This is a genomic window from Aeromonas sp. s4 (genome assembly GCF_040907855.1).
GTDB classification, from domain to species: domain Bacteria; phylum Pseudomonadota; class Gammaproteobacteria; order Enterobacterales; family Aeromonadaceae; genus Aeromonas; species Aeromonas caviae.
Window position 1 is genome coordinate 68,746 of sequence record NZ_JBFOCP010000019.1, and the last position, 13,030, is coordinate 81,775.

Sequence of the window (13,030 nt, forward strand, 5' to 3'; positions counted from 1 at the left end):
CCAAACAATATACAATCTTGAAAGCATCGGTTTTGAGCGCATCAAACGGACTATTATCGCTATTTCACCCCCATTTTTAAGTGAAATATTATGCTATCTGCGGATCTCTATTTGTTAAATACGGCAAGCGTTGATGCAGACCTGGTGATCAGGCTGGCATCCGAACTCGCCCCGGATGAACGCCGCCACTGGCACGAGATCCACCAGGCGGGTCGCCAGCATGAGTACCTGCTCGGCCGGGTGCTGCTGCGCCGCCTGCTGGCCGAGCGACTCCATTGCCGGGCCGATGCCCTGACTTTTGGCATCGGTGCGCATGGCAAACCGACACTGCTCAGTCATCGCTGGCAGTTCAACCTCAGCCACAGCGGAGAGTGGCTGGTGATCGCCCTCTGTGAGGAGGGCCCCCTTGGGGTGGACATCGAGATGGGATTGCGTCACCGCCCCATACTGCCGCTGGCCAAACGCTTCTATGCGCCAAGCGAATACCAATGGTTGAACACCCAGCCTCGAGAGGAGCAACATTCGGCCTTCTATCGGCTATGGTCTCGCAAGGAAGCTGTGCTCAAGGCGCATGGCGACGGTATTTCCGCCGGACTCGACAAGATCTGCTTCCTTCCGGAGCAGGCATGGCAGCTCAAAAATCATCTCGACAATCGCCACTATGAAATCCGCGACTGGCCCGCGGGCAGCGGATGGCTCAGCCTGGCTGCCCCGACTCGCCGGGTCGATGCCCATCTGCTGGATGCGCGCTTGAATTCCATCCCGCTGGACCCCATGTTGATCCACACCATTTTTCGAGAGTCAGCCTCATGATCGTCGACATCACTCCCCAGAACTTCCACGCAGAATTGCTCGATGCGTCCATGAAAAAGCCGGTCGTCATCTATTTCCACGCCCCCCAAATGCCGGAGTGCCAAGCCATGACCCCGCAAGTGGAAGCGCTGGTCGGCCCGGCCAATGCGGCGGTGACCCTTGCCAAAGTCGACATGAACGACCCCCAGTTGCAGCCTCTGGCCAGCCAGCTTGCCCTGCGCGCACTGCCCGCGCTGGTGCTGTTCCATCAGGGGCGCCCGGATGAACAGGCCATTCTGGAAGGGCCGCAGGATGAAGCCACATTGCGCCAGTATTTCGCCGCCTTTGCCCCCAAAGAGGAGGAGTTGCTGCTCGATCAGGCAAAGCAGGCGCTGGAGAACGGGCAAGCCGATGTGGCGCACACCCATCTTGGCCAGGCCCATCGCCTCGCCCCCGAGCGTCACGACATCACGCTCTGGCTGATACAGGCCTCGCTGGATCTCAATCTCCTTGACGAGGCGCAGAGCCTGCTTTCGACCATCCCCATGGTGGCACAGGATGACCATTACCAGACCCTGAGCTCCCGCCTCTCGCTGGCGCTGCAGGCCAGCGACAGTCCTGAGCTGCGCGCCCTGGAGCTGCGCCACGCTGAACAGCCGGATGACCATGCCCTCGCCCAGGAGCTGGCAGTGCTCTACAGCCAGGTTGGTAGACAAGAGGAGGCATTGGCTCTGTTGTTCACCATCCTCAAACGTGATCTCGCCTTTGGCGATGCCAAGAAGATCTATCTCGATGTGCTGGCAACCATGGGCGCGCACCCGGCGGCGCAGAGTTATCGTCGCAAGCTCTACAGCCTGCTCTATTGAGCGACAGGAAAATCAGAAGAGGGGATGCCGATTCGTCGGCATTGCCTTGTCAGGCGGGTTTCAGCGGGGAAACGCGGTAATTTGATGAATTTCATGCAAAAAAAAATGGCGCATTGAAATGCGCCATTTTTTCGCATGGATTACTTCTTGTAGGAAGTAGCCATGTTGTCGATGCGCTGGTTAGCACGCATAGCTTCTTGCTTGGCTTCTGCAACATCAGCAGCGATCTTGGACTGATCAGCACGAACAGCGCTAACATCTTGAGCCAGTTGGTCAACTTTGTTAGACAGATTCTGAACGGAAGTTTCCAGTTCGCTGGTGTTTGCACAACCGCCCAGCAGAGCGGACAGACCAACAACACCTACCAACAACATTTTTTTCATTTTTAAAAGCTCCCTTTAACTCGCCAGACGTTTAGCAAGCGGCGTGATTATGGCACAAAAAAATCATAGTTTGGATAGGCCTCATCACAGATAAATGCGTTAAAACCCTCATTTTTTTTTAGTTGCACACTTTCCGTACAAACTTTAAGCAAAAATGAGTGTCCCTGGATGAGGTTCGCACAAAGCGTAACCAAAATTTGGGCTTATTACAATTTCGTATGAGGCTCAGGCTGAACGTTCTGACAGCAATTGACGATATTGCACCAGATCTTCGATGGTCAGGACCGGCATCCGGTGCTGGCGACCGAAGGCCACCAGGTCCGGCAACCTGGCCATGGAGCCATCTTCCTTGGTCAACTCGCACAAAACTCCGTAAGGTTTGAGCCCGGCGAGCTGCATCAGATCGACGGTCGCTTCGGTGTGACCACGGCGGGTCAGCACCCCACCCGTGCGGGCGCGCAGCGGGAAGACATGGCCGGGTCGATGCAGATCGGAGGGCCGGGCACCGTCGGCGATGGCCGCGCGGATGGTGGTGATGCGATCGGCAGCGGACACCCCGGTAGTCACCCCCTGCGCCGCTTCGATGGTCACGGTGAAGGCAGTCTGATAGTGGCTGGAGTTGGCCTCCACCATCATCGGTAGCTCGAGCTGGCGAACCCGCTCGTCGGTCAGACAGAGGCAGACGATGCCGGAGCACTCGCGGATCATCATGGCCATCTGCTCGTTGGTCATGGTTTCTGCGGCAAAGATGAGATCGCCTTCGTTCTCGCGATCTTCATCATCGGCCACCAGCACACCCTGACCGGCACGCAGGGCGGCCAGCGCGGCTTCGACGCGAGCAATGGGATCACCGAATTCACTGAGTAGAGACTGATTCATGGTAAGACTCCTAAGAAAGACAAGGACCAGAATCAGGGCATGGAAAGGCAGACAGAAGTAGCCATGCGGCGGCCAACCCGTCAGGGTCTGGCCAGCAATATCTGTCTTATCCTCTTTCATCCGGACTATGACCGTCGGCTCCGGCATCTCACCGGATCTGCTGACCCCGTCCCGGATGAATGCCGGGTCGGGCGCTCGCGGGCTCCCCGAGTCACATCGGGATACCGCCGGTGGGGAATTTCGCCCCGCCCTGAGAATAAGCGCAGACAGCCTAAAGAAAAAAGACGCAGGATGCCAGCCAAAAACCCATCAAAGACAAACCGGGTGCTGGCTGCACGGCAATTTTCGCGCGAGCACCACCCGATACACGGCGCGCTGTCCTTTCTGAATTCGTTTGTGGCATAGTGCCAGCAAAAACGCGCGCGCCCGCGCAGACCGGGTGCCAACATCACAAACGGAATCATGACAGAGATGGAAAAGAAAATACTGCTGACCGATTGCCCCGATGCCAAGGGTCTCATCGCCAAGATCACCAACATCTGCTACAAGCACCAGCTCAACATCAACAAGAACGACGAGTTCGTGGATCACGAAAACGGCCGCTTCTTCATGCGCACCGAGCTGGAAGGGCGCTTCAACGACGAGACCCTGCTGGCCGACCTCGATGATGCCCTGCCTGCCGGCGCCCAGCGTCGTCTCGTCAAGGCGGGCAAGAAGCGCATCGTCATCCTGGTGACCAAGGAGACCCACTGCCTCGGCGACATCCTGATGAAGAACTATGCCGGCGCCCTGGACATGGACATCGTCGCGGTCATCGGCAACTACGACACCCTCGCCGAGCTGACCGGCAAGTTCGACATCCCCTTCCACTGCGTGAGCCATGAAGATCTGAGCCGCACCGAGCATGAGGAGCAAGTGCGCACGCTCATTGATGGCTACCAGCCAGATTACGTCATCCTGGCCAAATACATGCGTGTGCTGACCCCAAGCTTCGTGGAAGCCTATCCGCGCAAGCTCATCAATATCCACCACTCCTTCCTGCCTGCCTTCATCGGCGCCCGCCCCTATCGTCAGGCCTTCGACCGCGGGGTCAAGCTGATTGGTGCCACCGCCCACTTCGTCACCGACGATCTGGATGAAGGCCCCATCGTCGAGCAGGACGTGATCCACGTCGATCACACCTTCAGTGCCGATGACATGGCCAAGGCCGGACGCGACGTGGAGAAATCCGTGCTGAGCCGGGCGCTGGAACTGGTGCTGAACGAGCGTGTCTTCGTCTACGGCAACAAGACCGTCGTGTTCAAATAAGCGGCTGCGCGCCCCCAGAAAAAAGGCTCCCGAGGGAGCCTTTTCATTGCGCGGCACTCACGGGTGCAGCGGCAGACCATTGACGGTCACGGCCCCTTTGTCGAGCTTGAGCTCGGCCTGAAGCTGTGACTCCTGCGCCTTCAGATATCCCATGGCAGTGAATTGCTCCAGCATGGGGGCCAACTGGGGAACGGCCTGGCCCAGCTTCTCCCCAAGGTGGGCATGCAGCAGACCGGAGAGTGCCTGCATCCCCTCCTCGCTGCCCATCAACTGTGCCAGGGTGGTGGGCGCCAGCTTGGCCTCCCCTTGCAGGCTGACAGGCTCACCGTTCAATCGCGCACTCAGATCCGCCAGTTCCAGCGTGGCCCCTCTCTGGAGCATCTTGTCCAGCGCTTCCTGGATGGCCGCTTCGTCCACCCGTTTGCTGCTGGCCTCTTGCAGCGTCTGATACCCCTCGAGATCCAGCCCCTTGAGGGAGAGATCCAGATTTCCCTGGGTCAGCGCGAGCCGGTCTTCCTCGCTCTCCATGTTGAGGGTCGCCACCTTCATCTGATAGCGAGTGGAGAGCGTCTGAAGATCGTCCCCCGCCAGCTCGGTGGCCGTGGTCAGCCCCTCCAGCGTGATCTTGACGTTCCCCGGCTGGGTCAGGGAGAAGGCCGTGAGGGTCGCATCGCTGCGGGGAGAGAGCCAGAGTCCGCTGATCTCGGCCATGTCGGCACTGCCCTTGAGATCCGCCAAGGCCAGATCTGTCTTGCTCTGGGCATCGTGGACCGTCATCCCCAGCCAGTGGGCGGTGAGATGGCCATTGCCGTCGAGATCCCCACGATAGTCGCCGTTCAGGGGCAGGAAGGTGAATTCGTTGAGCCCCTCCTTGACCTTGAAGTCGCTCACCCAGAAGCGGGAGCTGTTGCTCATGGTCCAGAGGCTGCTCGCCGATTCTGCCCCCAATTGCCACTGCTGCATCCCCAGGGAGGTCAGGATGGACGCCAGCGTGCCCTGTGCGGTATCAAGCTGGAGGTGACTCTTGATATAGAGCGGCAACAGGCGGCTGTTGAACGCGAACTGCATCTCGATGGGTTCGCTTCCCGCCAGCTGGGGATCAAAACTCGCCAGCGTCTGGGGCGGCACCACCACCTTGAGTACGCCGTCGCGGGTAAACAGATTCTCCGTCTCTGGGCTCCAGGTGACTTCGATCCCGCTCTCCTGCTGCGCCCTGGCGATCTGCTCGGCCAGGATCCGGTCGAACGTATTGCCCGTGTACCAGCAGGCGCCAAGCCCTCCCACCACCAACACGGCTCCGACGGCCAAGGCCACTTTTTTCTTCATCAGTTCTGTTTCTCCACAATGGTTCAATGGCGGGTGCATGGGCGCACTCTACGGGGAGGATGGGCATCAACACAAGCCAGACAACGGCTTGGGGTCCACGCTCTGGCTGTCACAGCAGGGGGCTGAACAGGTAGAAGATGTTCTCAAGCAATTTTTTGTACCAGGGGCGGGCACGCCACCTGGTCAGTGACATGGGGGTCGCCTCCAGCATGTAGCCCTGCACCAGCTGGTTCATCTCGGCGACAAACACCGGGTTGTCGATGAGCAGGGTGATCTCGAAATTGAGCCAGAGACTGCGCCGGTCGAGGTTGACCGTGCCCACCAGGGCGAAATCATCGTCCACCAGCACGCTCTTGGTGTGCAGCAGTCCGGCATCATAGCGGTATATCTCCACTCCTGCCGCCAGCAGATCCTCCATGAAGGAGTTGCTGGCGTGGTTGGCCATCAGGGAGTCGTTGCGCGCAGGCAGAACTAACTGCACCAGCACGCCGCGGGCCGCCGCCGAAGAGAGGGCCGCAGCCAGCGGATCGTCCGGCACGAAATAGGGGGTGGTCAGCACCAGATGGTGACGAGCCTGGTAGATGGCGAGCAGCAGGCTCTGCTGGATGCAGTCACCGCCGACGAAGGGGCCTGAGGGAATGAGCTGGGCTCGATAGTTGGTCTGTGGCCAGGCTTCCGGCTCATGTTGCAGACTGTCGAGCAGCCGCTCGCCGGTCTCCATCTCCCAGTCCCAGACGAAGGTGGACCACATCAACGGCACCACGGGGCCCTGCACCCGGATCATGATGTCGACCCACTGGCCGACCCCGGCATCCTGCTTGAAGAAACGGGGATCCACCATGTTCATGGAGCCGGTATAACCAACCTTGTCATCGATCACCACCAGCTTGCGGTGCATGCGCAAGTCCTGGCGCTGGAAGGGGATTCGCCAGGCGCCGACCGGCAACACTTCCACGACTTTGACGCCGGCGGCGCGCAAAGTTTTGGGCCAGGAGGAGCGGAAGAAGGTCTTGCTGCCGATGGAGTCGAGCAAGACACGACAATCCACGCCGCGTGCCGCCACCTCCATCAACGCCTCGCACACCTCGTCCACATCCCCGCCGGGGTGCCAGATGTAGAACTCCAGATAACAGGATTGGGAGGAGCCCCGGATGTCGCGCACTATCTCCTCTACGATGCTCTTGGGCTTGTGCAGCAGGGTCATCCGGTTGCCCGAGAGCATGGGCATGGCCAAGCGTCCCTGGATCAGATCGTGGAGCGGGCGTGCCTTGCTGCCCACCTCGCAGCAGTGCTGGGGGAAGAGGCGCGCGAGCTGGCGGATCCAGATGGCGTAAGGACGGTACATGGCCTGGGCCCGCTCCGCCCGCTTGCGACCAAGGCGTATCTCGCCAAACAGCACGTAGAAACCGACCCCGGCGAAGGGGATGGCATAGATGAGGGCCAACCAGGCAAGAGATACCCCGATGGGACGTCGCTTCATCACCACCCGCAGGGAGATCCCTGCCACGATCACGGTGTGAAACAACAGCAACAACCAGCCGAGAAAGCGGGAAAACAGCAACTGAATGTCGTATTCCAGACCGTCGAGCAAGGCGACTCCTTGGTGTATTGGACAGATGGCACGGGCAGACCCCACAGGGTCGGGATGGTATGCTATGGGGCACACCCATTCTATCAGGTCGTTAGCATGATCCTGCAATCTATGCTGCTGAGTCTGGCCATGCTAGGTCAAGGCTCATATGACATCAATGAGCAGCAGATAAATCAGTACCTGCAGTCCCAGGTGCAAGTGGACAAACAGCTGGAATTGCCCGGCATCATCAAGGCCCATGTGCTACTCGAGCAGAGCGATGTGCAGATTGGTCGCCAGAGCCCGGATACCGCCAGGGTGTTTGGCAAAGGCAAGTTGAAAATCGCGCTCCCGGATCAGACCGAGTACGACGCGCGCCTCAACATGACCTATGAGGCGAGGCCCCGCTACGACAAGGCCAAGAGTGCGCTCTTCCTCGACAACATGAAGCTCATCGATTACAAGCTGGAGCCTGCCGCGGCGGAACAGAAGTTTGGTTTCATGCTGAGGATGCTGCTGCAGAGCATGGAGAAACGGCTGGAGACCCAGCCTGTCTACAAGCTGGATGACAGGGACCCCAATCAGGCCTGGCTCAAGGAAAATCTGCTGGGGCTGGAGCTGTCACCAGGCAAGATCCACCTGCTGACCAAACCCCAATAAGATCTCAGTTGAAAACAGGCGCCTTCGCCTGGCGCACCAGCAGCTCGATCTGGTAACCCTGTTCGTGCTGCTGGTGATAGAGGGAGTGAAGGGGCCCGTCGAGTTCATGAAGGGGAAGGTGGTCAAATCCCGCCTTGAGGTAGAAGGGTTTCTCGAACGGCAGGGCGTGACAGATCACGGGCTTGTCGGAAAGATCGCGGCAGGCATGCTGCAGCAGGCGGGACCCCAGCCCCAGGGACTGGTAGTGCGGGAGCAGACGAAAGCCGCACAAGTGGTAATAATCCTGTTCATCGCGCAGGCGCACAGCCCCCACCAGCCAGTGCGCGTCACGGACCACAAAAATCCGTTCTGCCAAATCCGGCACATAGTGGGAAAACGTCGTCTCGTAATAGTCTCTGATGAGGGAAAGATCCGCATCACAGTACTCTTCGAATCTGAGCTCCATCGCTCGCCTGCTTGTCATGCCCATTTCGCTCTGGCCATACCGGCCCTCTCCTGCTCGCTCTCTGGCTCCACGAAGAGATCTGACCAGAGTGGAGCAACAGCAAGATAACACGCCTTTAACTTACAAAAAAGCCAATAACTAGATGGAAAAGACGAGGTTGCGATCATGCGTCCCTTGACGCCATGAGCCGCGCCCCTTGTCCTGAGTGAGCACACAGGCGGGACGTCCCTCTGCCATCACATTTCCAGCCTCCCCTGTTCACGGGAACTTGTTCTGCGCCATCCCGAATGCTTTACTCAACGTGGCTAACGAGGCTTAAGGAGCAAGCCGTTGAAAGCATGGATGTTGCTGGGCATGATGCCGCTGTTTTCCCACGCAGCCCCGGCTCAGATACCGCCACCGGCAGAGGTGGTGATCCTGACCCCGGAGACGGCTGTCTCCTCCCCGGTTCCCACGCCGCGTACCGTGGCACTCACCACGGCGCCGCTCCCCTCCCCTGAACCCGCTAAGCCTGCAAGCCGTCAGATCCAGGTCTACAAGTCGGTACAAAAGAACGGGGTCATACGCTATTCCGACATGATGCCGGAGCAGGGTCACTACGAACTGCTGTTGTTCAACGACTGCTATGCCTGCGATCCGGCGTCCAAGGTCAACTGGCGCACGACAGGCCTCTTCCTCTATGACTACGCCAGCACCATACAGGCGGCAGCCAAGGCTTATCAGGTCGAGCCTGCCCTCATCCGGGCACTTATCCATGCCGAGTCCGCTTTCAATCCTCTGGCCGTCTCCCGCAAGGGCGCCATGGGACTGACCCAACTGATGCCCGCCACGGCGCGCGAGCTCGGGGTCGGCAACGCCCTGCTGGCGGAGCAGAACATCTTTGGCGGGGTGAAATACCTGGCGGGTCTGCTCAAGCAGTATGACGGCAATGTGGCCCTGGCCACCGCCGCCTACAATGCAGGCGCCGGTGCGGTGCAAAAACACGGCGGCATACCGCCCTATGCCGAAACCCGGGCCTATGTGGAACGGGTCAAGCTGCTGCATCAGCGCTACAAAGAGATGCTGAGCGCCAAGGGACTGTGATCATGCCGCACCCTATCGTCAGCATGGCGCCCTGCCCGGTATTCCTTCAGACATAAAAAAACACGCCCGGGGGCGTGTCGATACCACACGTTAACTAGCAACACATCACTCTTTCGTGGCGATCACACGATAGGCCAATGCACCCAGAATGGCACCGACAATGGGGGCAACCCAGAACAGCCAGAGCTGGCCCACGGCCCAGTCACCGACAAAAAGCGCCACGCCAGTGCTGCGCGCCGGGTTGACCGAGGTGTTGGTCACCGGAATGCTGATGAGGTGGATGAGGGTCAGGCACAGACCGATGGCGATGGGAGCAAACCCGGCCGGCGCACGGCTGTCGGTGGCCCCCATGATGACAAACAGGAAGAAACCGGTCATCACCACTTCACACACCAGTGCGGCCAGCAGGCTGTAACCACCGGGGGAATGCTCGCCATAGCCGTTGGAAGCAAAGCCTGCGCTCACATCAAAACCCGCCTGTCCGCTGGCAATGACATAGAGCACGCCACCAGCCACGATCCCGCCAAGCACCTGGGCCACGATGTAGGGCAGCACGTTGGAGGCCGGGAAGCGGCCACCGGCCCAGAGCCCGACGGTCACGGCCGGGTTAAGGTGGCAACCCGAGATATGACCGATGGCATAGGCCATGGTCAGCACGGTCAGACCGAACGCCAGGGCGACGCCCAGCAGGCCGATCCCCACATTGGGGAAGGCGGCAGCCAGCACGGCGCTCCCGCAGCCTCCCAGTACCAGCCAGAAGGTTCCCATAAATTCAGCAGCAAAAGGTTTCACTCTTGTCTCTCCCATGATGATTAACACGAGAGCCAGAAAGGCTCATACGGACACTGTTATTGAACAGGCGCCATATTATGGGAGTGTGGCGGAGCAAGACGAAACCGACCCGGCTCATCGCGGATATGTGATGAAGGTCACAAGTTATTGATAAAGTAGAAAGATATCCCCCCGCCCGGTGCGCTTCTCCACGGGAGTCCTATGGAGGGACGCGACAGATTGTGACCCTACCAGCGATTTTGCCAGCAGCTCCGGCACCCGGCGCTCCCCTGCCAACACCGGGTAGCCCTCCTCCGGGGATCAGCGATAACGGCCGCGCACCGATCCGCTGGCCCGCCCGGCCATGCGAATGAGGCTCTGACGGGTGTGGAAGTGGCAGAGCGCCACCCCGAGGGCATCCGCCGCATCCGCCTGGGGGGTGGCAGAGAGCTTGAGCAGATGGGTCACCATGTGCTGCACCTGCTCCTTGGCGGCGCCACCAGTGCCCACCACCGCCTGCTTGATCTGGGTGGCCGAGTACTCGCTCACCGGCAGCAGGGCATTGACCGCCGCGACGATGGCACTTCCCCTGGCCTGGCCGAGCTTCAGGGCCGAGTCCGCGTTGCGCGCCATGAAGACCCGCTCTATGGCGAACTCGTCCGGCTTGAACTGGGTAATGATCTCGCTCACCCCGTCATAGACCTGCTTCAGGCGAGACGGCAGCTCCCCCAGATCGGTGCGGATGCAGCCCGATCCCAGATATTCCGCCTTGCCCGCGACGATGCGAATGACCCCGTAACCGGTGATGCGCGAACCGGGATCAATCCCCAGAATGATGCTCATGAACGGAATACCCCGCCCACTGCGGTCAGCCATCTCATCTTCGACACCTTCTTCATTGCGATCTCTTGCCCTGCAGCTCTTGATGGCCGCCAAGATAACAAACCCGCCTTCGCTTGGCTCGCTCGCTGGCACCTTTCCCGGCTGACTGCGCAAGGAGCCACCATCTCATACAGTGCTCTGCCGATTCTCTGGCCAGTGATGCCTGCCGGTGTCACCCAGCCCCTTGCATTCGGGTCATCCCTTTGCCAGGGCGACGAGGCGCTCTGCCAGTCGATGGCTTTGCAGGTAGCTCTCGACCAGCGCCCCGTCTGTCCGCCCGGCGTCAATCTGCCCATACCAGTGCTCGAGCATGGCGACAAAGCCTCGGCTCGCTAGCACGGGCTGCCAGTCGCCCGGTGCCAGGGTCTGCACCGTGTTGTCTCGCGCAAGCAGGCCACGGGTGCAGTTCTCGATATGCAATGAGAGGTTGTCGCCATAGGCATCGATGCGCTCCTCGGTCATGCCGGCGCTGCGATTCATGCTGCCGCTCACCGCCATCTGCCCGCTCTGCCAAGCGACGCTCACCCCGGCCAGCAGTTCGGGCTGCTCACTGCTGCGTCGCAGCACCGCATGCAGCTCCCCGTCCGGCTCGCCGCCATAACAGCAGAGGCTGTCGAGCACATGGATAAAGTCGTCGAACAGGAACTGGCGAGGCGCCCCCGGCAGGGCGTGCCTGTGCTTTTGCCAATGGAGCTCGGTCAGCGGCTGGCCACGTGCGGCGGCCATAGCGGGCAGATAGCGACGGTTGAAGCCCACAAACAGCGGGCAGTCCCTGGCGATGGCGAGATTGGCGAGCGCCTCCACCTCTCCTGCGTTGTCACACAGCGGCTTGTCCACAAAGGTGGGAATGCCGGCACGCAGGCACAGCTCCGCCAGTTTGCCGTGCACGGCGGTGGCAGCGTGGATCATCACCGCATCAGGTCGGCTCGCCAGCAGCGCATCGACCTCGGTAAAACACTCGCCAATCCGGTACTGGCGCGCCAGTTTGCCGAGCACCGAGGGACTCCGGGTACAGAGCAGCGGGGTGACTCGCTCGTCGTTTGCCAGCAGCGGCAGATAGGCCTTCCGGGCGATATCGCCAAGGCCAATCAGGGCAATGCGCATGGGCACTCCTCTCAAGGGGATAACCAGATAACTGCCTGCACGATCTCAGGATTTCCCTCGCAGATCCAGCCTTGGCGCCATCTCGCTCCAGGCACCTTCTGGTGCAATGCGGCATCGCCCCGCGACACCCTGGCCACCTTCCTCCATCGAAGCGACCCCCGGCGGCGCGGAAACCGCGATAGCAAAACAGGCAGGGCGACAACTGTCGCCCTGCCTGTTACACCCGCACACACCGCCGCACTCGGGCGATTGGCGCTCTTTTCACGTCGAATTACTCTGCCGATCCGGCCGGCTCTTTGGCATCCCGCCACTTGCCAATCCTGGCGCCCAGCTCGGCGCAAAGCATGGCGCTGACCATGGCACCTATCATCCGGGTCATATCCGACATCTCTGTTGCAACCGGAAGCAGGGGCACAATCAGGTTAAAGGCGATGAGCCCCATCACCAGCCCGAGCCCGCTGCCTACCTTCTCTCTTCGGGATCGCGTTGTTATCGCCATCTGATTGCTCCTGACCAAACCCTTTCGACAATATTATCAAACAATGCGTTCAACAGAGGTCTTGCAATGCTTCGCACTGCCTGTGCCCCACTCTATAAACTGTTATCAGACATATTTATCGACAATTAATCCATTATATAAACGGGCTGCCAGACGTTATTCTGCCCATGAACATTATTTCGCCAGCACTGTCAGTGGGGGCAACCACATACTTCCCCCAACAGCCCTCATCCTCAATAGCGATAATCGGCCTGCGCCTTTCACAAATCACAAGAGCATCACAATAACCCTCTTTGTGTTCAGCGTCGGGGAGATGGGCAAAGATATTGGAAAGTTGATGTTTTTCCTATGGTTGCATCATTTTTCCACTCGCATGATCAGGCTCGTTTGGCTTATCATAGCCACTCGATACCTATTGAACCGCATAGATAATTGCCTCTTCTGACACTCAGGACATATCAG

14 protein-coding genes and 1 riboswitch are annotated in these 13,030 nt (G+C 59.7%); of the genes, 5 read left to right on the forward strand and 9 right to left on the reverse strand.

The features are described from left to right. Positions 1 to 90: 90 nt before the first annotated feature. Positions 91 to 813 carry a 4'-phosphopantetheinyl transferase superfamily protein gene (locus AB5Y89_RS04600; protein WP_049636694.1) on the forward strand — a complete coding sequence of 241 codons (723 nt, stop codon included), beginning with the start codon at positions 91 to 93 and terminating at the stop codon, positions 811 to 813. Then, the gene (locus AB5Y89_RS04605; protein ID WP_049636693.1) at positions 810 to 1,658 is read left to right on the forward strand and encodes a tetratricopeptide repeat protein; all 849 of its coding nucleotides are present in this window, start codon (positions 810 to 812) and stop codon (positions 1,656 to 1,658) included. The genes AB5Y89_RS04600 and AB5Y89_RS04605 overlap by 4 nt, the downstream gene beginning before the upstream one ends. A 140-nt stretch (positions 1,659 to 1,798) precedes the next feature. On the opposite strand, the gene AB5Y89_RS04610 is transcribed toward AB5Y89_RS04605, so the two are convergent. Next, complete coding sequence (locus AB5Y89_RS04610) at positions 1,799 to 2,041, reverse strand: Lpp/OprI family alanine-zipper lipoprotein (RefSeq protein WP_010634682.1); 243 nt, start codon at positions 2,039 to 2,041, stop codon at positions 1,799 to 1,801. 225 nt (positions 2,042 to 2,266) lie between these two features. Continuing rightward, on the reverse strand, positions 2,267 to 2,920 hold the full coding sequence (ribB, locus tag AB5Y89_RS04615; RefSeq protein ID WP_010673523.1) for a 3,4-dihydroxy-2-butanone-4-phosphate synthase: 654 nt from the start codon (positions 2,918 to 2,920) through the stop codon (positions 2,267 to 2,269). A gap of 104 nt (positions 2,921 to 3,024) precedes the next feature. Beyond that, a riboswitch (FMN riboswitch) is annotated at positions 3,025 to 3,182 on the reverse strand. A gap of 209 nt (positions 3,183 to 3,391) precedes the next feature. Between ribB and purU the strand changes: the two genes are divergently transcribed. Then, positions 3,392 to 4,228: a formyltetrahydrofolate deformylase gene (gene purU / locus AB5Y89_RS04620; RefSeq protein ID WP_336583070.1), complete on the forward strand. Its 837-nt coding sequence runs from the start codon at positions 3,392 to 3,394 to the stop codon at positions 4,226 to 4,228. Positions 4,229 to 4,285: 57 nt separating this feature from the next. On the opposite strand, the gene AB5Y89_RS04625 is transcribed toward purU, so the two are convergent. Then, the gene (locus AB5Y89_RS04625) at positions 4,286 to 5,554 is read right to left on the reverse strand and encodes a DUF945 family protein (RefSeq protein WP_368222971.1); all 1,269 of its coding nucleotides are present in this window, start codon (positions 5,552 to 5,554) and stop codon (positions 4,286 to 4,288) included. 109 nt (positions 5,555 to 5,663) lie between these two features. Continuing rightward, positions 5,664 to 7,145, reverse strand: coding sequence for a cardiolipin synthase (gene cls, locus AB5Y89_RS04630; RefSeq protein WP_010673520.1), 1,482 nt, complete (start codon positions 7,143 to 7,145; stop codon positions 5,664 to 5,666). 96 nt (positions 7,146 to 7,241) lie between these two features. On the opposite strand from cls, the gene AB5Y89_RS04635 reads away from it, so the two are divergent. Beyond that, the gene (locus AB5Y89_RS04635) at positions 7,242 to 7,784 is read left to right on the forward strand and encodes a DUF1439 domain-containing protein (RefSeq protein ID WP_266141702.1); all 543 of its coding nucleotides are present in this window, start codon (positions 7,242 to 7,244) and stop codon (positions 7,782 to 7,784) included. 4 nt (positions 7,785 to 7,788) lie between these two features. On the opposite strand, the gene AB5Y89_RS04640 is transcribed toward AB5Y89_RS04635, so the two are convergent. Further along, entirely contained in the window at positions 7,789 to 8,247 is a 459-nt protein-coding gene (locus AB5Y89_RS04640) for a GNAT family N-acetyltransferase (protein WP_029313989.1), read from the reverse strand. Positions 8,248 to 8,571: 324 nt separating this feature from the next. Between AB5Y89_RS04640 and AB5Y89_RS04645 the strand changes: the two genes are divergently transcribed. Continuing rightward, positions 8,572 to 9,312, forward strand: a complete 741-nt coding sequence (locus tag AB5Y89_RS04645; RefSeq protein ID WP_041213327.1) for a lytic transglycosylase domain-containing protein — start codon at positions 8,572 to 8,574, stop codon at positions 9,310 to 9,312. 105 nt (positions 9,313 to 9,417) lie between these two features. Here AB5Y89_RS04645 and aqpZ read toward each other — a convergent pair whose 3' ends face one another. The 4 genes from aqpZ to AB5Y89_RS04665 form a co-directional block, all read right to left on the reverse strand. Further along, positions 9,418 to 10,104, reverse strand: a complete 687-nt coding sequence (gene aqpZ, locus AB5Y89_RS04650; protein WP_010673516.1) for an aquaporin Z — start codon at positions 10,102 to 10,104, stop codon at positions 9,418 to 9,420. A 300-nt stretch (positions 10,105 to 10,404) separates the two neighbouring features. Beyond that, entirely contained in the window at positions 10,405 to 10,926 is a 522-nt protein-coding gene (gene ruvC / locus AB5Y89_RS04655) for a crossover junction endodeoxyribonuclease RuvC (protein ID WP_010673515.1), read from the reverse strand. Positions 10,927 to 11,160: 234 nt separating this feature from the next. After that, positions 11,161 to 12,069, reverse strand: coding sequence for a Gfo/Idh/MocA family protein (locus AB5Y89_RS04660; RefSeq protein ID WP_045523869.1), 909 nt, complete (start codon positions 12,067 to 12,069; stop codon positions 11,161 to 11,163). Positions 12,070 to 12,340: 271 nt separating this feature from the next. Continuing rightward, on the reverse strand, positions 12,341 to 12,568 hold the full coding sequence (locus tag AB5Y89_RS04665; protein ID WP_045523867.1) for a hypothetical protein: 228 nt from the start codon (positions 12,566 to 12,568) through the stop codon (positions 12,341 to 12,343). Positions 12,569 to 13,030 lie beyond the last annotated feature (462 nt).